A 26,074-nucleotide genomic window follows, 5' to 3' on the forward strand; every position below is an offset into this window, starting at 1 on the left:
AATGACACACATTGTCTTATCAGCGCTATCCGAGAAAATGAAAAAGGCCAATGAGGGCGTTGATGCTCTCATTGGCCTACCGGTACTGATAAGCGCCCGTCGCGCTAAAAAGCAAAGCAGGAGCAGCCGAGCACGCCCCAGAATGCCTGCTCATCGGCAACCGGTATCGACGATTTGCGCGCAATATCATGCTGATGCCCGTGTACGCCGCAGCTGCCGCAGCACTGGTGCATCTGCACGATTGCACCGATTTTCGCGGCCGTCGGCGGCGCGGAACGGTAATGACCCGGAACCTTCACCACCGGCGACCACTCGGGCAGCACCGGAATGGGCGGCGGCGCCAGCGGCGAGAAGTGTCCGGCGGCGTACACCACCTTGCCGTCCACCACCGTCAGCACCGACTCGATCCCCTTGATTTCCTCTTCCGCGACGCTGAAATAGTCTTTGGAGAGCACCACCAGGTCGGCAAGCTGGCCTTGTTCAATGCGCCCTTTCTTACCCTGTTCGCTGGAAAACCACGCGCTTCCCGCCGTCCACAGCTCCAGCGCCACGTCGCGCGGCAGGCGGTTGCTGTCGTCATACATCGCCATCCCGCCGACGGTACGGCCGGAAACCAGCCAGTAGAGCGCGGTCCACGGATTGTAGCTCGCCACGCGGGTAGCATCCGTCCCCAGCCCCACCGGAACCTCCAGCTCGAGCATTTTCGCCACCGGCGGCGTATGTTTGACCGCATCTTTACCGTAGCGGTCGACAAAATATTCGCCCTGGAAAGCCATACGGTGCTGCACGGCAATGCCGCCGCCCAGCGCTTTAACGCGTTCGATATTGCGCTCGGTGATGGTTTCCGCATGATCGAAGAACCAGTGCAGACCGTTGAACGGAATATCGCGATTCACCTTCTCGAAGACGTCGAGCATCCGGCTGATGGATTCATCATAGGTGGCATGCAGGCGGAACGGCCAGCGATGTTCAACCAAGTGGCGCACCACCCGCTCCAGCTCATCTTCCATCCCTTCCGGCAGATCCGGACGCGGCTGGAGGAAGTCTTCGAAATCCGCCGCCGAGAAAACCAGCATCTCCCCGGCGCCGTTGGCGCGGTAAAAATCGGTGCCCTGTCCCGGCTTGAGCATATCGGTCCAGCGCTCAAAATCTTCCAGCTCCTGCTTAGGCCGCTGGGTAAACAGGTTATAGGCAATCCGCACGGTCATCTGCTCTTTGGCGTGCAGCTGTTCAATAATTTCATAATCTTCCGGGTAGTTCTGGAAACCGCCCCCGGCATCAATGGCGCTGGTCAGCCCCAGACGATTCAGCTCGCGCATAAACTGTCGCGTTGAGTTGACCTGAAGTTCCAGCGGCAGCTTCGGCCCTTTGGCCAGCGTCGAGTAGAGGATCATGGCGTTGGGTTTGGCGATCAGCATGCCGGTAGGATTACCGTTGCCGTCGCGAACGATCTCGCCGCCCGCCGGATCCGGCGTCTCTTTGGTGTAGCCCACCGCCTTCAGGGCCGCGCGGTTAAGCAATGCGCGATCGTACAGATGCAGGACAAACACCGGGGTATCCGGCGCCGCATCATTAAGCTCCTCCAGCGTCGGCATCCGCCGTTCAGCGAACTGGAATTCGCTCCAGCCGCCGACGACCCGCACCCACTGCGGCGACGGCGTGCGATCGGCCTGATCTTTTAGCATCCGTAGCGCGTCCGCCAGCGAGGGAACCCCCTCCCAGCGAAGCTCCAGATTGTAGTTCAGACCGCCGCGGATCAAGTGCAGATGGGAGTCGTTCAGGCCGGGGATCACCGTATGGCCTTTAAGATCGATAATTTGCGTCCCTTCAGCGGCAAAGCTCATGATCCGATCGTGGCTACCGGCTGCGAGAATTTTACCGTCAGCGATCGCCACCGCATCGGCCAGAGGGTGTTGACGATCGAGAGTATGAACCCGACCGTGGGTCAGGATCAGTGTGGCAGTTTGCGACATAACGCACTCCTTCAGGAGGCTGGCTCAGTTTTTCTTTAACCAGCCAGCAAACAGACGGGTCACGATGGGCATCCAGAACCAGACCACCAGCGCGACCACACAGGCATCATTGATCAGATGCAGCAACAGGCTTCCCTTCAGCGAGGGCAACAGTATTCCGGTTATCGACGGCACCAGGTTAGTACTGGGGAAAATCACCAGCAGGGTGATTAAAAATTGCTTCCAGCGTCGCGGCTGGCGCACGTTCGCCGCGGGCGGCGTAAACCAGAAGGCCGGTTCAGTCCGGACTTCGGTACGATCGCCTTCGCTTAGCAGCGGCGCAATTTCCGCCACCAGCTGGCGGCGGGTCTCCGACTGGGTCCAGGCATAAAGATGCTCAATGGTGTCGAAGCGAATAATCACGCTCCATAAATTCTGCCCGGGGGCCGGACGAATGACGTTTGCGCCAAGATGGCCGGGAAACTCTGCCGCAATCGGCATAATTTTGCCCAGCCACGCTTCATACCGCTGGCCATGCTCCGGGTCGAGCACATGGCTGATCACCAGGGTCACCGATTTCTGTTGCGCCATTAAGAGTTCCTTGCTTCAGGGAATGGCGGGTTGTCCGCCGCCATTAGCTATACATGACCATACACAAAATCATTCACGCTGCGTCGAGGCGGCAAGGTTGTTCGTCCCCGGGAGCTGACATGAGTCAGTGACCGGGGCGGGCAAACCAAGCCCACAAAGAGGCAGCTGAAGGATGATGCCAATACACAAAATCATTCACGCTGCGTCGAGGCGGCAAGGTTGTTCGTCCCCGGGAGCTGACATGAGTCAGTGACCGGCGCGGGCAAACGAAGCCAACAAAGAGGCAGCTTGAAGGATGAAGTGTATTTAAGCTTTACGCTCTGGAGCGCCGTGCACCATGGTATAAGCGTAATCCACGCCCATCCCGTAGGCGCCGCTGTGCTCGCGCACCAGATCCATTACCGCGTCATAGGTCTCTTTACGCGACCAGTCGCGCTGGTACTCAAGCAGCACCTGCTGCCAGGTCACCGGCACCGCGCCGGCCTGCACCATACGGTCAATTGAGCGCTCGTGGGCATCAACCGAGGTGCCGCCGGAGGTATCGGTCACCACGTAAACTTCATAGCCTGCGTCCAGCGCCATAAGCGCCGGGAAGGTCAGGCAAACTTCCGTCCACAGCGCGGAAATAATCAATTTTTTACGCCCGGTGGCTTTTACCGCGGCCACAAAAGCCGCATCTTCCCAGGAGTTCATCGAGGTACGTTCAATGGGTTTCACATCAGGATGCACGGCCAGCAGTTCCGGCCAGATATAACCGCTGAAGCTTTTAGTTTCTACGGAAGTATAAATCACCGGAACATTAAAAATTTTGCCCGCTTTGGCTAAAGCCACCGTATTATTTTTGAGAGTCTGACGGTCAATATTGGCCACGCCAAAAGACATTTGCGGCTGGTGGTCAATAAAAATAAGCGCTGAGTTTGAGGGATCGATCAGTTCACGAATAGACATAACATATCCTGTTAATCAATGAGTTAAAAAGATACTACCGTTTCCGTTGTGCTGTCTGGATCCTGACTGATAAAGCATGATGAGTATAGTCAGTAATTTCTAACGAGTTATTAAAGATTTTTTTCTGATTTATTTCCAAAGCGAAAAGTTATGGTTATTCAATTAACCATTACAAGATGCGCGAAATTATGTTTATCAAATTTTTACGGATAACCGTTCTAAATTATTCACTGGAATTGAACAGGACGCTCAGGTAAAACGGGGGCACTCTTTTTTACCGGAAGCTGACGCATGCGCCTGAACCTTGATGTCCTGTTGATTCTCGACGCGCTGGACAAACATGGCTCTTTTGCCACCGCCGCAGAATCGCTATTTAAAACCCCTGCCGCGCTGAGCTACATGATTCAAAAGCTGGAAAACGATCTGAATATCACCCTGCTGGATCGCTCCGGACATCGGGCTAAATTTACCGATACCGGCAGAATGATGTTGGAGAAAGGCCGATTGCTGCTAAATGCCGCCAAAGATCTGGAAAAGCAGGCGGTGCAGCTCAGCGCCGGTTGGGAGCGGGATCTGGCTATCGCCCTGGATGACTCTTTCCCGTTCAGCGCGCTGCTGCCGCTGATCGACGCGTTCTATGCCCAGCACCCGCAAACCCGCCTTAACTTTACCCACCATACCCTTGCGGGCTCGTGGGAAGAGCTCACTCACAACGGCGCGGATATTATTCTCGGGGCGATCAATGAACCACCGACCTCCGCCGAATGGTCGTGGAAAATGCTCGGCGCCATGGACAATATCTTCGTCATCGCGCCGGGGCATCCGCTGGCGGAAACCACCCAACCGCTGACCAACAAGCAGCTCAGCCTGCATCGCGCGGTGGTCATCAGCGACAGCGCCCGCTACTGCCATCCGCTCAACAGTAACCTGCTCGACGAACAGCCGCAAATTCGCGTGGATGATTTCGCCAGTAAAGTCGAACTCTTGCGCGCCGGGCTGGGCTGCGGCTTTTTACCGCGCCATATTGCCCGGCCGTGGCTGGAAAAAGGCGAGCTAGTCGAAAAGGCCGTTATCTCCTGCCGTGAGAAAGATATCACCTATATGGCCTGGCGAAGCGGCAACGACGGGCTGGCCCAGCGCTGGTGGCGCGAGGCCATTTTGCAAAGTGAAAGCCTGGGCCAGCTCTACGACTAGCGGCTAAACCAGACGCTGGCGGAGATCGCCGGTAGCGTCAGCACGCCGTCGTGTAGCTCCCCGGCGCCCTCTTTCAACTGCCAGCCGTTGACGTCGAGTAGCGGCGAATCCTCTACCACTACCTCGCAGGCTTCGCCGCGGTTGATCGCCACCAGCACGCGCTGCTGCTTATAGACGCGCACGAACACCACCACGTTATCTTCGGCATAAATCGCCTGGCAGCCGCCGTAGCGCAGCGCCTGATTGGCCTTACGCAGCTTGCACATCCGCTTGTACAGGTCGAGCAGATCGCCATCCTGCAACGCCGGATCCCACGGGAACGGTTTGCGGCAAAACGGATCGTTATTGCCGTCCACGCCCACTTCGTCGCCGTAGTAAATGCACGGCACGCCCGGCCAGCTAAATAGCCACACCACCGCCAGCGGCAGGCGTGCGACATCTTTACCCAGCAGAGACTTAAAGCGGGCGGTATCGTGGCTATCGAGCTGGTTAAACATCCTCAGCTGCTGCTGGTGCGACAACCCGGCCCGATAGTTGTCCATCCATGCCATGCAGGTCTGCGCATCAATTTTCTGCGGATCGTAGGAGATATCGGTGTTCGCGAGGAAGCCCCATAGCGGGAAGGTGAAGCCGCGGTAGTTCATCGCCGAGTCTTCAACGTCAGCCTGTAGCCACTGGCGCGCGTCGCCGAAATGCTCGCCGAACACGAAAGCGTCCGACCGCTCCAGCTTCGCCGCCTGGGTAATGCCGGCGATATGGCGCAGGTTATTGCGCGCCCCGCCCCCTTCGCCCAGCATGTGTACCACGTCCAGGCGCCAGCCGTCCATGCTCCATGGCGCTTTCAGCCAATGGCGCACCACGCTATCTTCCCCGCCGTAGATTTCATCGATCAGCGTCGACGAACGGTAGTCCAGCTTCGGCAGGCTGGCGTATCCCAGCCAGTCGTGGGCAACGCCCTCGGGGGAAAAATTATACCAGTCGCGCCACGGCGAATCGGCGTTATGGCAGGCGCCGCCGCTACCGCGCTGGTGGCGGTCGAACCAGGCATGCGAATCGCCGCTATGGTTGAACACGCCATCGAGGATCAGACGCATCCCCTCTTTTTGCGTGTTGTGACGCAGGCGTAGCAGCGCCGCATCGCCGCCAAACTGCGGATCAACGCGGCGGTAATCCTCGGTATCATATTTATGCACGCTGGGAGCGACAAACACCGGGTTGAGATACAGCGCCGTGACGCCAAGCTGCTTCAGATACGGCAGCTTCTCGCTGATACCATCGAGATCGCCGCCGTAAAAGGTGGAGCCGCCCGCCTCGGCGGTTAACGGTTCATCCCACGCTTTACGCACAATATCGTGACCGGCGGCGTGGTGGTAGTAAGTTACATCCTGTTCCGCTTCGCGGGACTGGCTGCGGGCAAAACGGTCAGGGAAAATTTGATAAAACACCTGATCGGCCACCCACTGCGGCCCGCTGTCTGGCAAATCGACCGCAAACTGCTCCAGCCTCGCCGGCGGAAAGCGGTTGAATCCCTGCGGCGTGAACCACAGCTGACGATCGGCCCACAGCAGCTTGAAGCTGTAGCGCCGACGCGGCTGCCCATTGACGAGGTTGATTTCCCCGCGCCACGCCACCACGCCCGGATACGGCGCCTGCCGCAGGCGGTGCATCGGCAGCGACAGCTCTTCGTTATCCTCTTCCGCGCGTAGGGTCACCCGCGGCGGCAGATCGTCGCCGCTCAACCATAGCGTAATCATCAGTCGTTCCTGCTGTTCCTTGATAAACGGAGCAACCGGGAGGTGCCATGCCTTCAACATTGTTATTCCTCTCTTTGCAGAATGGGCACACCTTGCCACAGCGTACTGGCGTATGACTCATCATCGGCAGAATTATTGGGGGAGGATGGCGGGGGTGGAGGGATCGCTTGCCGGATAGCCTGTGCGTATCCGGCAAGAAGAGAAGCAAATGACTACGCTTTCGCCAGCTTTCGCTCGCGGCGGGTTTTAAACTGCCAGCCAATCAGCAGCAGAAGTATCCACGCAAAGCCAACGTACAGCGAGATGCGGGTATCGGGGTGGTAGCCAATCAGACCGATAATAAAGACCAGGAACAGCAGGCCAATCACCGTGGTCGTTACCCCTCCGGGTACCTTGAACTTAAGCGCCTTCGCCTCTTCCGGCGGCAGACGGCGACGGAAGGCGATCTGCGACAACAGGATCATAATCCACACCCAGACGGTGGCGAAAGTGGCCAGCGAGGCGATCACCAGGAAAACGTTCTCCGGCATAATATAGTTAAGATAGACCGCGAACAGCAGCGCGATGGTCATCACCATCACTGTCACCCACGGCACCCCGCGACGTGAGGTTTTAGCAAGCATTTTCGGCGCGCTGCCCTGCTCCGCCATGCCGTGCAGCATACGCCCTACGCCAAAGACATCGGAGTTAATCGCCGATAGCGAAGCGGTCAGCACCACAAAGTTCAGGATGCTGGCGGCAAAAGTGATGCCGAGATGCTGGAAGGTTAAGACGAACGGGCTGCCGTTGGTCCCGACCTGGTTCCACGGATAGATAGACATAATTACAAACAGCGTACCCACGTAAAACACCAGAATACGCATCGGCACCGAGTTAATGGCGCGCGGTATGGATTTCTCCGGATCTTTCGCTTCGCCGGCGGTAATACCGATAATCTCAATGCCGCCGTAGGCGAACATCACCATCTGCAGCGACATCACCATCCCCAGCCAGCCGTTGCTGAAGAAGCCGCCGTTGCTCCACAGGTTGTGGATGCCGGTCGGCTGCCCGCCGTTGCCAATACCCCAGATAATGATGCCGAAACCAGCGAGGATCATGATGATAATGGTGGCGACTTTGAAGAAGGAGAACCAGAATTCCAGCTCGCCGAAGACCTTCACGCTCATCAGGTTGACGGCGCAGATAATCAGCACCACGCTGAGCACCCAAATCCAGTGCGGTACCGCCGGGAACCAGACGCCCATATAGATGCCGAAGGCCGTGACGTCGGCGATGGCGACAATCAGAATTTCAAAACAGTAGGTCCAGCCAGTGATATAGCCCGCCAGCGGGCCAAGGTAATCCTGCGCGTAGCGCGAGAACGAACTGGCGGCCGGATTATGCACCGACATCTCGCCCAGCGCGCGCATAATAATGTAGGCCGCGACGCCGCCGATAATATAAGCCAACAGAACGCTCGGACCCGCCATTTTAATCGCGTCAGCCGAACCATAGAAAAGGCCGGTACCGATTGCCGACCCCAACGCCATAAAGCGAATATGCCGGGTACTTAGCCCGCGCTTAAGCTTGTTACTACTTTCCATCGTGTTCCATGCCGTTTTTCTCCTCTGGCCTTCGCGTGGGCAAAGCACCAGGGAGGGTGACCAAAAAAACAAAAAACCACGGGACCTGAAGTCCCGTGGTTAAACACCTGTGTAAAGCGTCGGTTAGTGCGCGCTGGAAGTCACCTGACGTCCTGCTGCGCGATCCCAGATAACGGCCAGAATCACCATCACGGCGGTTGGCATCAGCCAGGCCAGACCCTGCTCCGCCAGCGGCAGACGCGCGGTCCAGGACGGCATAATATCTGCAAACGCCGACGCTTTAATGCCGTCAATGATACCAAACATCAGGCTGATAAACATTGCCGGGGCGATAACGCGGGACGAATTATGCCACCAACCGCGGGTAAAGCTTAATACAACCAGTGCGATACACGGCGGATAGATAGCCGTCAGCACCGGAATCGAAATCTGAATCAGGTGGCTCAGACCGAGGTTGGAGACCGCCATCGAAAACAGGCCGAGGATAAAGACCAGCGTACGATAGGAGAACGGCAGGTACTGGGCGAAGAACTCCGCGCAGGCGCAGGTCAGGCCCACCGCCGTCACCAGACAGGCGATAAAGATCAGCGCCGCCAGCATAAAGCTTCCCGCGCCGCCGAAAGTATGCTGAACGTAAGCATGGAGAATCGCCGCGCCGTTAGCGGATTGCTCAACCAGCGTGCCGCTATCTGAACCTAAACGGAACAGCGCCAGGTACAGCAGCGTCAAGCCCACGCCGGCCATCAGGCCAGCCCACACGGTGTAGCGGGTCAGCAGGCGGGCTTCGGTCACGCCGCGGGAACGCGCGGCGTTGACAATCACGATGCCAAAGACCATCGCGCCCAGGGTATCCATAGTCAGATAGCCGTTGACGAAACCGTTAGAGAACGGCGCGGTGCGGTAGGCTTCCATCGCGTGGCTCAGCGGACCGGCAGGCCAGACGATCGCCGCAACGGCGAGAATAATCAGGGCGATAATTTTCAGCGGCGCGAGGAAATTCCCCACGGTGTCCAGCAGCTTGCCCGGATAGAGCGAAACGAGGATCACCAGCGCAAAATAGATAACGCTATAAATCAGCAGCGGCAGCGGACCGTCGCCGGTCAGCGGCGCAATCCCCACTTCAAAAGAGACGGTGGCGGTGCGCGGAGTCGCGAACAGCGGCCCAACGGCAAGATAGCAGACCACCGCCAGCAGAATACCGGCGACTTTACCAATCGGCGTGCTCAGGCTCTCTACGCCGCCGCCGACCTTAGCCAACGCCACGACCGTTAGCACCGGCAGACCCACGGCGGTAATCAGAAAGCCAATAGCCGCGGTCCAGACGTGCTCGCCGGCCTGTAAGCCAACCATCGGAGGAAAGATAATATTGCCTGCGCCGACGAACAGCGCGAAGGTCATAAAGCCCAACGCAATGATGTCGCGAGATTTTAACTGATGGGTCATAAATTCATTACAGCCTGTGGATGTGGTGTTGTAAAAACGGATTAATACCGCGCCTTTCCCCTGGGGATGATACAGCGGCCATTGTCAGTAAACTCAGCGGGATATGCTCCCAAAGCGGCGTGGAAAAGAATTGTTTTTTGTATTACCACGCAAAAACAGTCTGTCTGCGACCGTAGGGGGGCAATTTAAACGCTTATAACGTTTTAAAGCAAGGAGGGATCGCAAAAGCAGATGATTATGCTAACTCTATTTTAATGAATAGCATCATTAGCCAGAATGATAGAAAACATCTGGCTTATCATGCGAACAAAAAAGCAGCTAACGCTCGTTAATTATGCAGCTGTGATGGCGCTGCAAACGAAAATGACCAGCCGAAGCTGGTCATTGGCAAGGAATGCTGACACTCACCCGTCCGGGTTTAATTTTTGGCAATTAAACGTTCCGGTAATAAGAAGCTAAAGCGGGTGCCTTTGCCGACCGCGCTCTCGATCTCAAGGCGGCTATCGTGATGGCTGACGGCATGTTTAACAATCGCCAGTCCGAGACCGCTGCCGCCAGTTTGCCGCGAGCGCGCTTTATCCACCCGGTAGAAACGTTCGGTCAGCCGCGGAATATGCTCCGGCGCGATCCCCGGCCCGTTATCCTCGACGCTAAACAACGCGCCGTGCGGCGCCCGCTGCCAGGTTACGGTAATCACCGTTCCCGCTGGCGTATGGTTGACCGCGTTATACACCAGGTTGGAAATCGCGCTGCGCAGCTGTTCTTCATTGCCCAGCACTTTAAGCGAGTCATCGACCGAAAAATGCAGCTCATGCTTCTGCTGGCTTAGCGTTTGCGCCTCGCGCTCGACGACCCGCAGCATCATCGGCACGTCGATTTTATCGTTCATCGCCAGTACCGGCGCGGCTTCAATGCGCGACAGCGTCAGCAACTGCTTCACCAGGCCTTCCATACGCTGGGTTTGTTCGCGCATGGTGTGTAACGCTTTTTCGCGCGTTCCACCTTCCAGCACCTGCTCCTGCATCATCTCCAGATACCCCTGCAACACCGTCAGCGGCGTGCGCAGTTCATGGCTAACGTTGGCGAAAAAGTTACGCCGCGCCCCTTCCAGCTGGTGCATCTGCGTGACATCGCGCGCCACCATCAGCAGCTGTTTGTCGCTATAGGGCATCATACGAATTTCCAGATGGCGGCCATTATTCAGCACCAGATTGAGCGGCCTGGAGAAGTCGCGGTATTTCATGTAATTAGCAAATTCAGGATAGCGCAGAAGGTTGAGGATATTCTGCCCGTTATCGTCGGGCCAGCGCAGATTAAGGATCTGCTGGGCCAGGCCGTTACACCAGAACATCGCGCCTACTTCGGTGGTCAGCACCACCGCGTCCGGCAGAGACTCCGCCCCGCTGCGAAAGCGTTTAATCAGGCTTCCTAGCTCACGGCGGCGCTTTTTATTACGCATTTGCATCTGGTGCAGACCGTACAGCAGGGGTTCCCAACTGCCGCTACCCGGCGGCGGCGTCATGCTGCGGTCGACCCACAGCCACCACGACAGGCGCATCAGATTCCAGAAATGCCAGATAAGAAGGCCGGTCACTGCCGCCAATAAAAACCACGGCAGATGACCTACAAACGCCCCGAGGATCAGGGCCGGGATACAACATAAGAAAAGCTCAAGCGCCAGCCTTTTCCATGACAGCCGTTCCAGCACGGTTCACACTCCTGTCAGCATTCAGAAACGGGCGGAGAAACGATATCCCGTACCGCGAACCGTTTGTACCATCCGGTCATGGCCGCTATGTTCCAGCGCTTTGCGCAGACGGCGTATATGCACGTCTACCGTTCTGTCTTCTACATAAACGTTGGTGCCCCAGACGTGATTCAGCAGCTGTTCGCGGCTATAGACCCGCTCCGGATGCGTCATGAAGAAGTGTAATAATTTAAATTCCGTCGGCCCCATATCCAGCGGATTTTCGCCGGTCATCACGCGATGTGAAGAAGGGTCGAGGCTCAGGCCCTGCATTTCAATCACCTCTTCCACCGCCATCGGCGAGATTCGCCGCATCACGGCTTTAATGCGCGCCACCAGCTCTTTCGGGGAAAATGGCTTGGTAATGTAATCATCCGCACCGGTTTCCAGGCCGCGGACGCGATCTTCTTCTTCGCCGCGGGCGGTCAGCATCACCACTGGAATATCACGGGTCATCGCTTCACGCTTGAGCTGTTTAATAAACTGCAGACCCGACCCACCCGGCAGCATCCAGTCAAGGAGGATTAAATCAGGCCAGGGTTCATTGAGCTGATTGACCGCGCTGTCAAAATCTTCCGCCTCGACGGGCTGAAAGCCGTTTTGCTCCAGAACAAAGCAAACCATTTCGCGGATTGGAGCTTCATCTTCAACGACCAGAATTCTTCTCGCCATTATTTACCCTGTATTTTTTAGCCATCAGTATAGAAGTGCGCGGCCATTATGCGTCAGATTTATGACAGATTTATGAAAAAAATGACCGCCAGATGAACGCGGATTTCGAATTGTGACACGGACTTAACTCACCGAAGAACAGCATTATCCCCTCAATAATTCACGTGGCTTAATGGCGGCAAGGGCGTCAGTCCCCACACCCCCTGGTAACCAGGTGGCTGGGGTGAGCGCACGTAGCCAACACATAAGCAACTTGACGTATGACGGGTATATAATGCCGCTTACGCTTTTTCGCTATGGAACAACTATGCGCATCCTTCACACCTCTGACTGGCATCTCGGGCAAAATTTTTACAGCAAAAGTCGCGCCGCCGAACATCAGGCGTTTCTCGACTGGCTGCTGGCCAGCGCGCAGGAGCATGATGTTGACGCCATTATTGTCGCGGGCGATATTTTTGATACCGGCTCGCCGCCGAGCTACGCGCGCGAGCTGTATAACCGCTTTGTCGTTCAGCTGCAGCAGACCGGCTGTCGGCTGGTGGTGCTGGCGGGAAACCACGACTCGGTCGCTACCCTCAACGAGTCGCGCGACATTCTTGCGTTCCTGAAAACCACGGTGGTGGCCAATGCCGGCCACGCGCCCTTTATTCTGCCGTTACGCGACGGTACCCCGGGGGCGGTTTTTTGCCCGGTACCGTTCCTGCGTCCTCGTGAGCTGGTGACCAGCCAGGCCGGGCACTCCAGCGGCGAGAAGCAACAGCAGTTACTCAATGCCATCAGCGACTACTACCAACAGCAATACCAGCAGGCCTGCGAACTGCGCGGCAACCAGGCGCTGCCGATTATCGCCAGCGGCCATTTAACCACCGTCGGCGCCAGCAAAAGCGACGCGGTTCGCGAAATTTATATCGGTACCCTCGACGCCTTCCCGGCGAACCGCTTTCCGCCTGCCGACTATATCGCGCTCGGCCATATTCACCGGGCGCAGGTGGTCGGCGGCTGCGAGCATATTCGCTACAGTGGCTCCCCAATTGCGCTGAGCTTTGACGAGACCGGGAAAAGCAAAAGCGTCAATCTGGTGACCTTTAGCGCTGGCCGCCTGGCGGACGTCACGCCGCTGATCGTGCCCATCACCCAGCCTCTGGCGGTCTTAAAGGGCGATTTCGCCAGCGTTAGCGCTCAGCTGAACCAATGGCAGAATAACGGCCAGCGGCCCGCCGTATGGCTGGATATCGAAATCACCAGCGATGAATATATGCATGATATACAAAGGAAAATCCAGGTCCAGACCGAAACACTGCCGGTAGAAGTGTTGCTGGTGCGCCGCAGCCGCAGCCAGCGCGATCGCATTCTGGCGGGCGTTCAGCGGGTCACCCTCAGCGAGCTGCAGGTCGAGGAGGTCTTCGCCCGCCGTCTGGCGCTGGAAACGCTGGAAGAGGCGCAGCAGCAGCGCCTGGAACAGCTCTTTAATGAAACGCTGCATAGTCTCAACGGTGAGGATCGCCTGTGAAAATTCTCAGCTTACGCCTGAAAAACCTCAACTCACTCAAAGGCGAATGGAAAATTGATTTCTCCGCTGAGCCATTTGCCAGCAACGGATTGTTCGCGATTACCGGGCCAACCGGCGCCGGCAAGACCACCCTGCTGGACGCTATCTGCCTCGCGCTTTATCACGAAACGCCGCGCCTGAGCAGCGTGTCGCAATCGCAAAACGATCTGATGACCCGCGACACCGCCGAATGTCTGGCGGAAGTGGAGTTCGAGGTCAAAGGCATCGCCTACCGCGCCTTCTGGAGTCAGAACCGGGCGCGAAACCAGCCGGACGGCAATTTACAGGTTCCGCGCGTCGAGCTGGCGCGCTGCGAGGACGGTAAAATCCTCGCCGATAAGGTCAAAGATAAGCTGGAACTGACCGCCTCGCTCACCGGTCTGGACTATGGCCGCTTCACCCGCTCAATGCTGCTGTCGCAGGGGCAGTTCGCCGCCTTCCTCAACGCCAAACCGAAGGAGCGCGCCGAGCTGCTGGAAGAGCTCACCGGGACCGAAATTTACGGACAGATTTCCGCCCAGGTCTTTGAAAAACATAAGCAGGCCCGCGTTGAGCTGGAAAAAATCCAGGCGCAGGCCTCCGGCGTCCTGCTGCTGAGCGAGGAGCAACAGCAGGCGCTTCAGCAAAGTTTGCAAGCGCTTACTGCTGAAGAAAAACAGCAGGTTAGCGAACAAACCCGGTTGCAAAATGCCCGTCAGTGGCAAATACGCCGTGAAGAACTGACGGCAGAAGATCTGCAGGCTCAAACCGCGCTACGCGAAGCGCAATCTGCGCTGGAGCAGGTCCAGCCGCAGCTTAGCGCGCTGTTAAATTCCCAGCCGGCGGAGCGTTTGCGCCCGCAGTGGACGCGTCAGCAGGAGCAAACCGCCGCGCTGGCGCAAACCCGCAGCCAGAGAGAAGAAGTAAATACTCGCTTACATGAACGATTGCGGCTGCGGGCGGGTATTCGCCTCGCCGCCCGGCAGCAGTCTGAGCAACTTCACAGCCGTCAACAAGCGTTGTCCGCATGGCTTAAAGAGCATGACCGCTTTCAGCTCTGGGGCAACGCGCTGGCGGGCTGGCGGGCCGCTTTCCAGCAGCAGGCTCGCGATACGCAGCAGCAATCCGTGGTCCAACAGCGCCTGGCGGAAACCCACCGCAGGCTGGGCGAACTGCCGGCCGCCGGGCTGACGCTGGATGCCGAACAGGTTAGCGCCGGACTCGCGCAGCACGCTGCGGCCCGCGCTCTGCGTCAGCAGCTCGCTGCGCTGCATGGTCAGCTGCAGCCGCTGGCCCAGCGGTTATCGCAGCTTGATGCCGCCGGGCAGGCCAGTAAGCAGGAGCAGGAACGGCTGGAAGCCACCCTGGCTCAGCGCCGTCAGGCCTATAAAGAAAAGAATCAGCAGTTCAGCGATGTGAAAGCCCTTTGCGAAATGGAAGCCCGCATTGCCGGGCTTGAGGCGGAGCGAGCCCGCCTGCAGCCTGGCTCACCCTGCCCGCTCTGCGGTTCCGCGCAGCATCCGGCCGTCGCCGAATATCAGGCGCTGGTTCCCGGCGTAAACCAGGCGCGGCGCGATGCGCTGGAGCGCGAAGTTAAGCAGCTGGCGGAGGCCGGAGCGCAGGCGCGCGGCGAGCTTGACGCTCTGATCAAGCAGCAGCAAAAAGAGGTCGCTGAGAAAGCATCGCTTCTGCAGCAGGAGCAAGCGCTTACATCACGCTGGCATGAGACCATCACCGGATTAAATATCGACCTGACGCCAAAGGATGACATTCCGGGCTGGCTAAACGCGCAACAGGAGCATGAACAGCGGCTGTATCAGCATCAGCAGCGTCTGGCCTGGCAGGCTCAGCAGCAGGAGTGCCAGCAGCAGCTCCAGCAGCTACAGCGGGAACAAGCGCAGCGCAGCGCCGCGCTGGCGACGGAGCTGAGCGCATTTGCGCTGGACTTACCGGCTGTCGGGCAGGCCGCTGGCTGGCTGGCGCAGCGGGAAGAAGAGACCCGCGGCTGGCAGGCCAAACAGAATGAACTGCTCGCCCTTCAGGAACAGATCCAACAGCTGGCTCCGCTACTGGAGGCTTTGCCGGAAACGGAATTAGCGGCGGAACCCGCGCCGCTGGACGGCTGGCGTCAGGTACATGACGACTGCCTCGCACTCCAGAGCCAGTGGCAAACCCTGGGGCAGCAGGAAAGCCAGCAGCAGGCACAGCTGAAAGAGAGCGAAGCGCAGTTCAGCGCAGCGCTGGCCGCCAGCCCGTTCGCCGATCGGCAGGCGTTTCTCGCCGCCCTGCTCGATGAAGAGACGCACCAGGGCCTTGAACGCCTGAAGCAGACGTTGGAAAGCGCGCTCCAGCAGAATCAGGCGCTGGCGCTGCGAGCCCGCGAGGCGCTGGTGAACCACAGCCAGCAGCCGCCGACGGACATGGACATCGACCAGCCGCCTGAACAGCTACAAGAAAAGCTTCAGCAACTGACCGCGCTGCTGCGGGAAAACAGCGCCCGCCAGGGAGAGATTCGCCAGCAGCTGAAGCAGAATGCCGAAAACCAGCAGCGTCAGCAGTCGTTACGCCAGCAGATGGAACACGCGGCCCGGGAAGTGGAAGACTGGGGGTGGCTGAACTCGCTTATCGGCTCCAGAGAGGGCGACAAATTCCGTAAGTTTGCGCAAGGGCTGACGCTGGATAACCTGGTATGGCTGGCCAACCATCAGCTTAACCGCCTGCACGGCCGCTATCTGCTGCAACGCAAAGCCAGCGACGCGCTGGAGCTGGAGGTGGTCGATACCTGGCAAGCAGACGCGGTGCGCGATACCCGGACGCTTTCCGGCGGCGAGAGCTTCCTCGTGAGCCTCGCGCTGGCGCTGGCGCTCTCCGATCTGGTGAGCCATAAGACGCGGATAGACTCGCTATTCCTCGATGAGGGTTTCGGCACGCTGGACAGCGAAACCCTGGATACCGCGCTGGATGCGCTGGACGCGCTTAACGCCAGCGGCAAGATTATCGGCGTCATCAGCCACGTTGAGGCGATGAAAGAGCGCATTCCTGTGCAAATTAAAGTTAAAAAAATCAACGGGCTGGGCTATAGCCGCCTCGATAAAGCTTTCGCCGTTGAGTAATTCCCTCCCTCCGCTCCTTACCTGAAGATCTCTCCCCGCCGGGAGAGATCGCCGCCTCCTGAGAAATGACGTGCTTCCAGCTGCCCGGCGCAGTAATCATTGCCAAACAATTCACGAATAATCTTGATTATGCACGAAAGTGCATGATAGTTTATCTGTTAACCTATAAACGGCCATTTTCATTTATTTTCGTGCAAACTCATGCATCGGAAATTGTCTATGACGGAACGTACAACGGGAAGGAAGCCTTCAATAGCATTCCCATTCACGCATCAAGAAGGTCTTAAATATGCAAAGTTTACTTATTTTGATCGCCGGCCCGGTACGCAGCGGCACCGACAATCGCGCGGAACTTATCGAGGCTAATCTGCACAATATGGCCCAGGTTGCGCTACGCGTTTACCAGAAAGGGCATATTCCCGTGGTCGGCGAATGGCTGGCGTTACCCGTTGCTAAAGCGGCGGGCTCCAAAGAAATTGGCGATGCGATTAGCGAAGAGTATCTCTACCCCGTCGCTCACCGTTTAATTAGCCGCTGCGATGCAATTTTGCGCATACCGGGCGAATCCCGGGGAGCGGACCTGGATATTGAGGAGGGTAAAAAAAGGGGATTGTCGATTTACTACGGCCTGGAGGAGATCCCGGAGCGGTAATCAACCGCTACCCGCTGCGCCGTTCAGGCCGCGCAGCGGGTTGATGATTACAGCGGCCACAGCCAGGCGGCGCCGCGTACGCCGCTGGAATCGCCGTGGGCCGCTTTGCGAATCGGCGTCTCGCATTCGCCGCCAAAGACCCACGGTTTTAGCAGATTCGGCACCGTCTGATACAGCCGGTCAACGTTGCTCATTCCGCCGCCAAGCACAATAACGTCCGGGTCGAGGATGTTGATCACGTGCGCCAACGACTTCGCCAGCCGCATCTCATAGCGGCTCAGCGCCAGTTCCGCCAGCGGATCCCGTTCGCCGACGCGCTGCATAATCTCGCTGCCTTTCAGCGGATGCCCGCTCAACCGACGGTAATCGGTAGCAAAGCCGGTGCCGGAGATAAAGGTTTCAATGCAGCCCTGCTTGCCGCAGTAGCACGGCACTTCAGCGCGATAGCGCAGTTCGTCTTCATCCATCCACGGCAGCGGATTATGCCCCCACTCGCCCGCCGTACCGTTGCCGCCTATGTGGGCGCGTCCGTTAAGCGCCACCCCAGAACCGCAGCCGGTGCCAATAATCACCGCAAACACCGTTTGCGCCCCGGCCGCCGCGCCGTCTACCGCTTCCGACACCGCGAGGCAGTTGGCATCGTTGGCCAGACGCACTTCCCGTTGTAGACGCTGGCTCAGGTCTTTATCAAACGGCTGACCGTTGAGCCAGGTTGAATTAGCGTTTTTGACCACGCCGGTATAGGGCGAAATCGACCCGGGGATGCCGATGCCAACCGTGCCGCTCTGCCCGGTGGCCTGCTCGGCCATCTCAACCAGCGAGGCAATTGTCTCTATCGTCTGGCAATAATCGCCCCCTGGCGTAGGCAGGCGATGACGAAATAGCTGCTCTCCCTGGTCGCTCAGCGCGATGACTTCCGTTTTGGTCCCGCCTAAATCAATGCCAATGCGCACCGTGAATTCCTCCCCCGATTAACAATGCAAGCATAGCGACAATTCGCTATCATGCCCGCTGGATTTAACGACTAAGCCGTGGAAATTATCATGCTGTGGTTCAAAAATTTAATGGTTTATCGTCTCAGCCGCGACATTTCCCTGCGCGCCGAGGAGATGGAAAAACAGCTGGCCGAGCTGACCTTTACCCCTTGCGGCAGCCAGGATATGGCCAAAACCGGTTGGGTACCGCCGATGGGATCGCACAGCGACGCGTTGACGCATACGTCAAACGGCCAGATCGTTATCTGCGCGCGTAAAGAAGAGAAGATCCTGCCGTCTCCGGTGATCAAACAGGCGCTGGAAGCAAAGATTTTCAAGCTGGAAGCCGAGCAGGGCCGCAAGCTGAAAAAGACCGAAAAAGATTCGCTGAAAGATGAGGTTCTGCACTCTCTGCTGCCGCGCGCCTTCAGCCGCTTCAGCCAGACTATGATGTGGATCGATACCGTCAACGGACTGATCATGGTGGACTGCGCGAGCGCCAAAAAAGCGGAAGATACCCTGGCGCTACTGCGTAAAACCCTCGGCTCGCTGCCGGTGGTCCCGCTGGCGCTGGAAACCCCGATCGAACTGACGCTAACCGAGTGGGTGCGCTCCGGTACCGTTGCCCAGGGCTTCCAGCTACTGGACGAAGCCGAGCTAAAAGCGATGTTGGAAGACGGTGGCGTGATCCGCGCGAAAAAACAGGATCTGGTCAGCGACGAGATCGCCGTGCACATTGAAGCCGGTAAGGTCGTGACCAAGCTGGCGCTCGACTGGCAGCAGCGCATTCAGTTCTTAATGTGCGATGATGGTTCGATTAAACGCCTGAAGTTCTGCGACGAACTGCGGGACCAGAATGAAGATATCGATCGGGAAGATTTCGCTCAGCGTTTTGATGCGGACTTTATTCTGATGACCGGCGAACTGGCCGCGCTGATACAGAATCTGGTGGAAGGGTTAGGCGGCGAAGCGCAGCGCTAATCTGGCGGTAAATTCCTTCCTGCCAGCGCAGGAAGGAAGCTGACTTTACAGGTAGCGGCAAAGATAAGACGTCGGCTCAGCCACCTGCAAATGAAACTCGCTATTCCCCGGAACGTTGAATACTTCCCCGGCGGCGTAGACTTTCCACTCGGTTTCCCCCGGCAGAAGTACGTTCAGCGCGCCGCTGACTACGCTCATCTCTTCTGGCTGCGCGGTGCCAAAGGTATATTCCCCTTCCGCCATCACGCCCACGCTCGCACGGCCGGTGCTGCTGCTGGTGAAGCCGATAGATTTTACTTTTCCGTCAAAGTATTCATTGCTTTGAAGCATAAACTCGCCCTTATGATCTTGTGTTGAAGGCACAATATAGGGGGCGCTCCTTGCACCTGTCACGTAAAATTAACGCGATATATCAGGTTAAACTAATAGTTCTGCCGCCAGTCGCGAAACCAGCACATTTGACAACAGAACCGGGATATCCAGCGCCTTTTGTAATATGTCTCGATGCTGCTGGTGGTAGCAAAGACAATCCAGCATCAGTACGTCTGCGCCTTGCTCAATCAGCTCCCTGCCGGCGGCCAGTAAATTCTCTTTACTACCGCTGACCGGGTTGGAGATGGCATACAGCGGAGTGTTTTCTAACACCTGCCATTTATCCCGCTGCAGCGGCAAAATCTCTTCGACCGGAACAATGACCCCTACCTGATGACCGTCAACAATCGAGGCAACCAGCGGCGGGATAATTCTTTGCGGCTCAAGCAGGATCGCATTATTCGCCGTAAATCCGCGAAAGGGATGGGTACTCATGAGTAATATCAGGTCGTAATCTTGTTTATCGAGCACCGCAATGACGCTACGTAAATCACGTTCAACCTTCTGCCGCGAGACCTGGGCGATTTCATTGTCGTTAAGCAAGGTCAATAGCATCTCATCGCCGGGCTCAATGCCATAGTCCCGCATTACCTCTTCGCGCGCCATTTTGCCTAACAGGCTAACGTGGTCGATCTGTTCTTCCCTGATATGTTCAGTTAAAAGCGGCAACATCTCCGCCACCGGTACTACCCCAATGGTCAAAATTGCCATCGATGCACTACTCATATCATGTACCTTTTCACAACCGCTGTTTCAAAACAGGCTTCTCTTGACGACTTCTGCCCCCTGGTGACCAAAGCAACCGTCGAGAAGCGTAGCAGATTACGGCTATTTTGGAATGTAAAGATTCCAAAAGCGTCAAAACGCACCAGAAAATCCGTGACTTAGGTAATCATTAGTACGGTTAATAAATTAAAAATGTGATGCATGTCCGGTAGCGACCTTTTCAGAGCCAATCCCGGACATGAATGGGAAATTAAGATTTGTCAGGATCTTCGTAGCGCCGTTTGGCGTCCAGCGCTTCCTGTTCAGTAGGGTGTTCACTGATGAGGGAGTTTGGCGTCGGATGGTCAGCGCGCAGTTCATACCAGGTGACCGTTTGGCCCTGCGGGCCTTTTTCAACGGCGACAACACGCGCTTCCCTTGGATATGGAGGTCTGGTCGGCATAGCGTTTCCTTTTTTACCTTAAGAGCTTTAAAGTATAGGCGCTGCCGATCCGTTTTCCCCAGGTAAAGTCTTAACTGGTATAGCTCGCACCGCATACGGTCGTCATAATCTGTTCCACGACCTCATCCGGCGACGCGGTGGCGTTAATAATATGATGCGCGGCCGCGCGATATAGCGCTTCTCTCTGCGCCAGCACTTCACCCACTTCTTCGCGGATGGGCTTTCCGGTCAGCGTCGGGCGCTGTTCAGCCTTCGGATAGGCTTCAAGACGGTCTATCAGCGCGGAAACCGAAGCCTCAAGATAGATCACTACGCCATTCTCCCGCATAAACTGACGGTTATATTCGCTGAGTATAATGCCGCCGCCGGTGGCGATGATGGTTGCGGGTTGCGCGACTCTTTCTAACGCCTGCGTTTCCAGAGCACGAAAGCGTTCCCAGCCTTCCTGCTGGACGATCGCCGCTACCGTGCGCTGCTCATGCTCCTGCAGCTCATGGTCCGTGTCGGCGAACTTAAAGTTGCGAACTTTCGCCAGCGCATGACCGACGGTCGTTTTACCGCAGCCGCGAGGCCCGACAAGAAATATTAGCTGTGTCATTACCGAAGACCCCTTGGTTCCGCGTACTGCGGATAAATGAAAGCGAAAAGAAAAACAATGGTACCGCAAACTTACCTGACGCCAACCGTAAAATAAACGTTACACACCATCTACAAACCCTTTCACCTTAGTATTAGAAAGGACTTTAAATGTAAACTTATCATTGCATCTAGTGTTATGCCAGCTTTACTTTTGTACAGAAGTTATTTTTTGTTCGCAGTCTGGCGTAAACAGTAACACATTTCTGCACAGCTTTACGCTGCCGCATATTTACAAGACGAGTCCTTCGGAGCGAATCTGAAGCTAATCAATCAGTATGACAGAGGTATGTAGTATGCAATCTGAAGAGCAACGCCTTATTGATGGACTGTTTTCCCGGTTAAAAGAGGCCGAGAGCCGCAGCGCATCGCGCGATGCCAGCGCTGAGGAGCGGATTGCCGGGCACATTAAAGAGCAGCCGTTCGCCCCTTACTATATGGCGCAGACAATTTTGATTCAGGAAGCGGCTATCAAACAGCTTAACGACCGTATTCAGGCGCTGGAAAGCCAGGTCACCCAGCTTCAGGCTGCGAAGCCAAGCAGCGGCGGGTTTCTCTCCGGCCTGTTTGGCGGCGGGCAGTCTCGCGGCTCCGATCCGATTCCTGGCGCAGAGCAGTATGGCCGACAGCAGGCCGGCGCCCAGCCTCAGTACGCCCCACAGGCGCAACAGCAGAACTACGCGCCTCAGGCCTCGCGCAGCGGCAGCGGCTTTATGGCCGGCGCGCTGCAAACGGCGGCAGGCGTCGCGGGCGGCGTAGTGTTGGGCAATATGTTGACCAATATGTTTAGCGGCTCGCATCCGCAGGAGATCGTCAATATTATCGAAGATAAACCGCAGCCGGATCTCAGCCAGGCGCAGGACAGCAGCGTCGCTGACGATACCTTCCGCCAGGATGACGGGCAGTTCCTTGCCGACAACAACGACTATGACTCCGACTTTGACGCCGGTTTTGGCAACGATGATTTTGGCAGCGACGACGACAGCTGGGTTTAACCCTGCGGGCGTTTGACCTCTAGCAGCCATTTCTCCAGCGCGGCGGCAAACTGCTGACGATCGCGCTGGGATAAGCTATCCGGGCCGCCGGTCTGCACACCGCTGGCCCGCATCGTTTCCATAAAATCGCGCATCGTCAGGCGCTCGCGAATAGTCGCCTCGCTGTAGCGTTCTCCGCGCGGATTCAGCGCCGCCCCGCCTTTCTCCAGCACTTCCGCCGCCAGCGGAATATCGGCGGTAATCACCAGATCTCCTGGCTCGCATAAACGAACGATTTCGTTATCCGCCACGTCAAATCCCTGCGCCACGCGCAGCGTGCGGATAAAGCGCGACGGTGGGACGCGCAGCGGCTGGTTAGCGACCAGCGTCAGCGAGATTTGCGTGCGCTCTGCGGCGCGGAACAAAATATCTTTAATGACGTTCGGACACGCGTCCGCATCAACCCAAATAGCCATTGCGGCTCCTGTCGACCAAAAAGAGATACCGTATTGTCACCTGCTTTTGCCTTCCGCGAAAGCAACAAGATGATAAGCTATGTAGCTAACGATAAAACAAGCAAAGGGGATTGGTGATGGAGAAGAAAATCGGCTTTATCGGCTGCGGCAATATGGGCAAGGCCATTCTGGGCGGCCTAATCGCCAGCGGACAGGTTCAGCCGGGTCAAATCTGGGTCTACACCCCGTCGCCGGACAAAGTGGCGGCCCTGCACGACCAGTACGGCATTAATGCGGCGCAAAGCGCGCAGGAAGTGGCCCAGGTGGCGGATATCGTTTTTGGCGCCGTGAAGCCGGGCGTGATGGTTAAAGTCCTCAGCGACATCGCCTCCAGCCTGAATAAAGACTCTCTGGTGGTTTCTATCGCCGCGGGCGTGACGCTCGATCAGCTGGCGCGCGCCCTGGGCCACGATCGCAAAATAGTCCGCGCGATGCCCAACACGCCTTCGCTGGTCAACGCGGGGATGACGTCGGTCACGCCGAACGCGCTGGTGAGCGCCGAAGAAACCTCAGAAATCCTGACCATCTTCCGCTGCTTTGGCCAGGCGGAAATCATTGCGGAGCCCATGATTCACCCGGTGGTTGGCGTCAGCGGCTCCGCGCCGGCCTACGTTTTTATGTTTATCGAAGCCATGGCGGATGCCGCCGTGCTTGGCGGAATGCCGCGCGCTCAGGCTTATAAATTCGCGGCCCAGGCGGTGATGGGTTCCGCTAAAATGGTGCTTGAGAGCGGAGAGCATCCGGGCGCGCTGAAGGATATGGTGTGCTCGCCGGGCGGCACCACGATCGAAGCCGTGCGCGTGCTGGAAGAGAAAGGCTTCCGCTCGTCCGTCATCGAAGCGATGGTGAAATGCATGGAGAAATCAGAGAAGCTCAGCCGTTCCTGATTGGAATAGCGAATAACGCATAGCGGGTGAGGTTTCCCTCACCCGCTTATTTTTTACACCTGTTTTTTCAGGCAGGCGCTCATAAATTTGCTGCGATCGTCTCCTTTCAGAGACTGCTGGGTCGCCTGAGCGTTACACTCGCGCATTTTCTGCTGCTGAGGCGTTAGCCCCTTACCGTCCTGCGTGGCGCCATCTTTCTTCAGGCAGCTACTCATAAACGTTTTACGCTCATCCCCTTTCAGCGACTTCGACGACGCTTCTTTATTACACACGCTCATTTTTTGCTGCTGGGGGGTTAACTCTTTTTCCGCGGCACTCACCGCTGTCATAAATACCAGGCCAAAAAGTAGGGTCACAAGTAATGTTATTTTCATCGCACCATCCTCTATGAGTGGATCTCTGTAAGTCTGGTCGCTGATGGAGAAAAAACCAGCCGGTAACGAAAATTCGTCACCGGCTTCAGGTTATTTCAGATTAAGTGCGGCCTTCATGGTATAGAACAGGTCGGTCTGATCGGTTAGCCCCACCACGTTGGCCGCGTGCGGGCCGTAGGCGGCAATACGCAGCTGGGTGCCGGTATGCTCCATCGACGTTTCTTCAGAGTTGCCGTAGCTCATGACCATCACCGCGCCGTCTTTGGTATTCAGCGCCTGCGTCAGGCCTGGGGCTTTGGTGTCTGCCGGGATAATCTGGCTGGCGTGAGCGTGGTCGGCGGTGACGATAACCAGGGTATTGCCCTCTTTTTTGGCAAACTCCAGCGCCTTCTGTACCGCTTCATCCAGATCGACGGTTTCGCCAATCTGACCGCACGGATTCGCCGCGTGATCCTGTTTATCGATAGAAGCACCTTCCACCTGCAGGAAGAAGCCCTTCTCGCTGCTGCTCAGCAGATCGATGGCTTTCTCGGTCATCTGCGCCAGCGTCGGCACCGAAGCGTCACGTTTCGGGTTCGGCGTACAGGTCACCGCCGGCTTATCGATATTACCGTGATAAGACGCCTTTGGGCCTTCCCAACGCACCGGCATATTCCCTTCAGCGAAGAGACCGAGCAGCGGTTTGTCCTGATTGGCCTGGCTAATGGCGGCCAGCGAGCTGGTGTCGGTGACGATCTGGTAGCCGCGGGCTACCGCTTGATCGCGCAGCGTTTTGCCCTGCCATTCGCCGGCCGTCGCGGTTTCAGCGAAGGTTTTCGCTCCGCCGCCCAGCGTCACGTCCGGACGGGCGTTCAGCAACTGCTCGGTAATGGAACCCTTACCGCCTTTTTCCAGCGCGTTGCTGGCGCATTTTTCACTGGTTACGCTCGGACCGTAGCATTTACGCGAAGTGACGTGCGCTACCAGCGCAGCCGGCGTGGCGTCCTGCAGTTCCGCCGTCGAGACGTTACCGGTAGCTAAACCGGCCGCTTTCGCCAGTTCAAGGATGGTCTGATGATCTTTTTCATGGATATCCACACCTAGCGCGCCGTTGTAGCTTTTCACGCCGGTAGTCCAAGCCGTAGCGGAAGCGGCGGAGTCGGTGACATAATCCGGCTTGCCGGTTTTCTTATCCAGTGAATAATGGGTGTACTGGCCGGTCAGCGGCAGCGCGTCAATGCCTTTAAAGAAACCGCCAGCCCCTTCTGCATAATTTCGCGCGGCGGTAATTTCTGAATCGCCCATTCCATCGCCAATCAGCAAAATAATATTTTTAGCCGGTTTATTGATTAACGAAGCGCGCAGCGCCTCGGTCTGGTCGCCGGTTAAACGACGCGCGCCGCCCGGCGTGGTGATATCGCCCTGCGCGGCACGATTTTCCAGAACCGGAGCGGTTGTTGTTTCCGCGTGAATAATCGGGGAACCCAGCAGAGGTATCAGGGCAATAAACAAGGCGCTTAATTTCACTTTTATCGTCTCCATGTAAAAAATACTTTAAAAAACAAAACGAGGGAGACTGTATAAAAGCGATGTGACAGTAAAATGACAGCATCCATACCTTGTCACAAAACTAACTACGAGGATGCCGTAACAGCTTCTTTATATATTGCTGCAATAGCTGGGTATCGCGGTCGTCGACCAGCGGGCCGGGGCTGGCCTCGTCGATGGCTTGCTCAATATCGCTGATTAGCGCCTGCTGGGCACCCTGCTCCATATGGCGTAGCAGAGCGGTCACCACCACTTCCAGGGCCTCCACCTGTGCCGTCAGTTCCTTCGATTCTTCTTCCTTTTGGGCGAGTTTAACCAGCAGCTCAGCAATGAGATTCTTCACAGCGCTTTATCCTTATGCGAGGTCCGTAGTCTGCTATTTATGTCATAGATTAGCCGTCGGTTTCCACCATTATTTTTTAAAAAGGATCGACACGTCAATGAATAACAAGCGAAACGTTTTGCTCATTGCCAATCCCCAGGAATTTA

The 26,074-nt window shown here is 56.9% G+C and carries 24 protein-coding genes; 7 read left to right on the forward strand and 17 right to left on the reverse strand.

From position 1 onward, the window contains the following. Nucleotides 1-104: 104 nt before the first annotated feature. The 3 genes from EGY08_RS08855 to EGY08_RS08865 all read right to left on the reverse strand — a co-directional run bounded on the left by EGY08_RS08855 (nt 105) and on the right by EGY08_RS08865 (nt 3,491). A complete protein-coding gene (locus EGY08_RS08855; RefSeq protein ID WP_004129654.1) occupies nt 105-1,973 on the reverse strand; it encodes an amidohydrolase in 1,869 nt (622 codons plus the stop codon). Nucleotides 1,974-1,997: 24 nt separating this feature from the next. Then, entirely contained in the window at nt 1,998-2,543 is a 546-nt protein-coding gene (locus EGY08_RS08860; RefSeq protein ID WP_004129650.1) for an antibiotic biosynthesis monooxygenase, read from the reverse strand. A gap of 306 nt (nt 2,544-2,849) precedes the next feature. Then, a complete protein-coding gene (locus EGY08_RS08865) occupies nt 2,850-3,491 on the reverse strand; it encodes a hydrolase (protein ID WP_004129647.1) in 642 nt (213 codons plus the stop codon). A 291-nt stretch (nt 3,492-3,782) separates the two neighbouring features. On the opposite strand from EGY08_RS08865, the gene EGY08_RS08870 reads away from it, so the two are divergent. Next, entirely contained in the window at nt 3,783-4,685 is a 903-nt protein-coding gene (locus EGY08_RS08870) for a LysR family transcriptional regulator (protein ID WP_004129645.1), read from the forward strand. Here EGY08_RS08870 and malZ read toward each other — a convergent pair. From malZ to phoB, 5 genes are all read right to left on the reverse strand, one after another. Next, nucleotides 4,682-6,499, reverse strand: coding sequence for a maltodextrin glucosidase (gene malZ / locus EGY08_RS08875; RefSeq protein ID WP_087828310.1), 1,818 nt, complete (start codon nt 6,497-6,499; stop codon nt 4,682-4,684). The genes EGY08_RS08870 and malZ overlap by 4 nt on opposite strands. 152 nt (nt 6,500-6,651) lie before the next feature. Further along, nucleotides 6,652-8,022 (reverse strand): proline-specific permease ProY, encoded by a 1,371-nt coding sequence (gene proY, locus EGY08_RS08880; RefSeq protein ID WP_123828413.1) that lies wholly within the window; start codon nt 8,020-8,022, stop codon nt 6,652-6,654. Between the two features lie 123 nt (nt 8,023-8,145). Continuing rightward, complete coding sequence (gene brnQ, locus EGY08_RS08885) at nt 8,146-9,465, reverse strand: branched-chain amino acid transporter carrier protein BrnQ (RefSeq protein WP_004129638.1); 1,320 nt, start codon at nt 9,463-9,465, stop codon at nt 8,146-8,148. Between the two features lie 418 nt (nt 9,466-9,883). After that, nucleotides 9,884-11,173, reverse strand: coding sequence for a phosphate regulon sensor histidine kinase PhoR (gene phoR, locus EGY08_RS08890; protein ID WP_123828414.1), 1,290 nt, complete (start codon nt 11,171-11,173; stop codon nt 9,884-9,886). Nucleotides 11,174-11,194: 21 nt separating this feature from the next. Next, nucleotides 11,195-11,884 (reverse strand): phosphate response regulator transcription factor PhoB, encoded by a 690-nt coding sequence (gene phoB, locus EGY08_RS08895; protein ID WP_004099401.1) that lies wholly within the window; start codon nt 11,882-11,884, stop codon nt 11,195-11,197. A gap of 307 nt (nt 11,885-12,191) precedes the next feature. Between phoB and sbcD the strand changes: the two genes are divergently transcribed. The 3 genes from sbcD (at nt 12,192) to EGY08_RS08910 (ending at nt 17,177) form a co-directional block, all read left to right on the forward strand. Next, entirely contained in the window at nt 12,192-13,394 is a 1,203-nt protein-coding gene (sbcD, locus tag EGY08_RS08900; RefSeq protein WP_123828415.1) for an exonuclease subunit SbcD, read from the forward strand. After that, nucleotides 13,391-16,525, forward strand: coding sequence for an exonuclease subunit SbcC (gene sbcC, locus EGY08_RS08905; protein ID WP_123828416.1), 3,135 nt, complete (start codon nt 13,391-13,393; stop codon nt 16,523-16,525). The genes sbcD and sbcC overlap by 4 nt, the downstream gene beginning before the upstream one ends. A 289-nt stretch (nt 16,526-16,814) precedes the next feature. Then, nucleotides 16,815-17,177, forward strand: coding sequence for a hypothetical protein (locus EGY08_RS08910; protein ID WP_004129631.1), 363 nt, complete (start codon nt 16,815-16,817; stop codon nt 17,175-17,177). Between the two features lie 47 nt (nt 17,178-17,224). Here the strand turns inward: EGY08_RS08910 and mak are convergent, their stop codons facing one another. After that, nucleotides 17,225-18,130, reverse strand: coding sequence for a fructokinase (gene mak / locus EGY08_RS08915; RefSeq protein WP_004129629.1), 906 nt, complete (start codon nt 18,128-18,130; stop codon nt 17,225-17,227). A gap of 90 nt (nt 18,131-18,220) precedes the next feature. Between mak and rdgC the strand changes: the two genes are divergently transcribed. Beyond that, entirely contained in the window at nt 18,221-19,132 is a 912-nt protein-coding gene (rdgC, locus tag EGY08_RS08920) for a recombination-associated protein RdgC (RefSeq protein ID WP_004129627.1), read from the forward strand. Between the two features lie 45 nt (nt 19,133-19,177). On the opposite strand, the gene ppnP is transcribed toward rdgC, so the two are convergent. The 4 genes from ppnP to aroL form a co-directional block, all read right to left on the reverse strand. Further along, nucleotides 19,178-19,462: a pyrimidine/purine nucleoside phosphorylase gene (gene ppnP / locus EGY08_RS08925; RefSeq protein ID WP_004129626.1), complete on the reverse strand. Its 285-nt coding sequence runs from the start codon at nt 19,460-19,462 to the stop codon at nt 19,178-19,180. A gap of 87 nt (nt 19,463-19,549) precedes the next feature. Continuing rightward, the gene (locus EGY08_RS08930; RefSeq protein WP_170100633.1) at nt 19,550-20,230 is read right to left on the reverse strand and encodes an AroM family protein; all 681 of its coding nucleotides are present in this window, start codon (nt 20,228-20,230) and stop codon (nt 19,550-19,552) included. A gap of 250 nt (nt 20,231-20,480) precedes the next feature. Continuing rightward, nucleotides 20,481-20,672 (reverse strand): YaiA family protein, encoded by a 192-nt coding sequence (locus tag EGY08_RS08935; protein ID WP_004129622.1) that lies wholly within the window; start codon nt 20,670-20,672, stop codon nt 20,481-20,483. A gap of 70 nt (nt 20,673-20,742) precedes the next feature. Next, nucleotides 20,743-21,270, reverse strand: coding sequence for a shikimate kinase AroL (aroL, locus tag EGY08_RS08940; protein ID WP_004129620.1), 528 nt, complete (start codon nt 21,268-21,270; stop codon nt 20,743-20,745). 334 nt (nt 21,271-21,604) lie between these two features. On the opposite strand from aroL, the gene EGY08_RS08945 reads away from it, so the two are divergent. Then, nucleotides 21,605-22,303, forward strand: a complete 699-nt coding sequence (locus EGY08_RS08945; protein WP_049113305.1) for a DUF2076 domain-containing protein — start codon at nt 21,605-21,607, stop codon at nt 22,301-22,303. On the opposite strand, the gene EGY08_RS08950 is transcribed toward EGY08_RS08945, so the two are convergent. Then, nucleotides 22,300-22,758 carry a YaiI/YqxD family protein gene (locus tag EGY08_RS08950; RefSeq protein WP_049113307.1) on the reverse strand — a complete coding sequence of 153 codons (459 nt, stop codon included), beginning with the start codon at nt 22,756-22,758 and terminating at the stop codon, nt 22,300-22,302. The two genes, EGY08_RS08945 and EGY08_RS08950, sit on opposite strands and share 4 nt — an antisense overlap. Nucleotides 22,759-22,874: 116 nt before the next feature. On the opposite strand from EGY08_RS08950, the gene proC reads away from it, so the two are divergent. Beyond that, nucleotides 22,875-23,684: a pyrroline-5-carboxylate reductase gene (gene proC, locus EGY08_RS08955; RefSeq protein ID WP_123828417.1), complete on the forward strand. Its 810-nt coding sequence runs from the start codon at nt 22,875-22,877 to the stop codon at nt 23,682-23,684. 53 nt (nt 23,685-23,737) lie between these two features. Here proC and psiF read toward each other — a convergent pair whose 3' ends face one another. The 3 genes from psiF to iraP form a co-directional block, all read right to left on the reverse strand. After that, on the reverse strand, nt 23,738-24,058 hold the full coding sequence (gene psiF / locus EGY08_RS08960; RefSeq protein ID WP_004129612.1) for a phosphate starvation-inducible protein PsiF: 321 nt from the start codon (nt 24,056-24,058) through the stop codon (nt 23,738-23,740). Between the two features lie 90 nt (nt 24,059-24,148). After that, nucleotides 24,149-25,579 (reverse strand): alkaline phosphatase, encoded by a 1,431-nt coding sequence (gene phoA, locus EGY08_RS08965; protein WP_032742056.1) that lies wholly within the window; start codon nt 25,577-25,579, stop codon nt 24,149-24,151. An 88-nt stretch (nt 25,580-25,667) separates the two neighbouring features. Further along, on the reverse strand, nt 25,668-25,928 hold the full coding sequence (gene iraP, locus EGY08_RS08970) for an anti-adapter protein IraP (RefSeq protein WP_004129608.1): 261 nt from the start codon (nt 25,926-25,928) through the stop codon (nt 25,668-25,670). Nucleotides 25,929-26,074: the final 146 nt, after the last annotated feature.

This window comes from Klebsiella sp. FDAARGOS_511 (assembly GCF_003812845.1).
Taxonomy (GTDB): domain Bacteria; phylum Pseudomonadota; class Gammaproteobacteria; order Enterobacterales; family Enterobacteriaceae; genus Klebsiella; species Klebsiella grimontii.

Excerpts from the sequence above, each read along its gene's own strand:
- malZ (WP_087828310.1), bottom strand. The coding sequence starts at position 6,499 with ATGTTGAAGGCATGGCACCTCCCGGTTGCTCCGTTTATCAAGGAACAG.
- sbcD (WP_123828415.1), top strand. The coding sequence starts at position 12,192 with ATGCGCATCCTTCACACCTCTGACTGGCATCTCGGGCAAAATTTTTAC.
- EGY08_RS08930 (WP_170100633.1), bottom strand. The coding sequence starts at position 20,230 with ATGAGTAGTGCATCGATGGCAATTTTGACCATTGGGGTAGTACCGGTG.
- EGY08_RS08945 (WP_049113305.1), top strand. The coding sequence starts at position 21,605 with ATGCAATCTGAAGAGCAACGCCTTATTGATGGACTGTTTTCCCGGTTA.
- EGY08_RS08855 (WP_004129654.1), bottom strand. The coding sequence starts at position 1,973 with ATGTCGCAAACTGCCACACTGATCCTGACCCACGGTCGGGTTCATACT.
- EGY08_RS08865 (WP_004129647.1), bottom strand. The coding sequence starts at position 3,491 with ATGTCTATTCGTGAACTGATCGATCCCTCAAACTCAGCGCTTATTTTT.
- EGY08_RS08860 (WP_004129650.1), bottom strand. The coding sequence starts at position 2,543 with ATGGCGCAACAGAAATCGGTGACCCTGGTGATCAGCCATGTGCTCGAC.
- psiF (WP_004129612.1), bottom strand. The coding sequence starts at position 24,058 with ATGAAAATAACATTACTTGTGACCCTACTTTTTGGCCTGGTATTTATG.
- rdgC (WP_004129627.1), top strand. The coding sequence starts at position 18,221 with ATGCTGTGGTTCAAAAATTTAATGGTTTATCGTCTCAGCCGCGACATT.
- proC (WP_123828417.1), top strand. The coding sequence starts at position 22,875 with ATGGAGAAGAAAATCGGCTTTATCGGCTGCGGCAATATGGGCAAGGCC.
- EGY08_RS08870 (WP_004129645.1), top strand. The coding sequence starts at position 3,783 with ATGCGCCTGAACCTTGATGTCCTGTTGATTCTCGACGCGCTGGACAAA.
- phoB (WP_004099401.1), bottom strand. The coding sequence starts at position 11,884 with ATGGCGAGAAGAATTCTGGTCGTTGAAGATGAAGCTCCAATCCGCGAA.
- EGY08_RS08950 (WP_049113307.1), bottom strand. The coding sequence starts at position 22,758 with ATGGCTATTTGGGTTGATGCGGACGCGTGTCCGAACGTCATTAAAGAT.
- proY (WP_123828413.1), bottom strand. The coding sequence starts at position 8,022 with ATGGAAAGTAGTAACAAGCTTAAGCGCGGGCTAAGTACCCGGCATATT.
- aroL (WP_004129620.1), bottom strand. The coding sequence starts at position 21,270 with ATGACACAGCTAATATTTCTTGTCGGGCCTCGCGGCTGCGGTAAAACG.
- brnQ (WP_004129638.1), bottom strand. The coding sequence starts at position 9,465 with ATGACCCATCAGTTAAAATCTCGCGACATCATTGCGTTGGGCTTTATG.
- EGY08_RS08910 (WP_004129631.1), top strand. The coding sequence starts at position 16,815 with ATGCAAAGTTTACTTATTTTGATCGCCGGCCCGGTACGCAGCGGCACC.
- ppnP (WP_004129626.1), bottom strand. The coding sequence starts at position 19,462 with ATGCTTCAAAGCAATGAATACTTTGACGGAAAAGTAAAATCTATCGGC.
- phoA (WP_032742056.1), bottom strand. The coding sequence starts at position 25,579 with ATGGAGACGATAAAAGTGAAATTAAGCGCCTTGTTTATTGCCCTGATA.
- EGY08_RS08935 (WP_004129622.1), bottom strand. The coding sequence starts at position 20,672 with ATGCCGACCAGACCTCCATATCCAAGGGAAGCGCGTGTTGTCGCCGTT.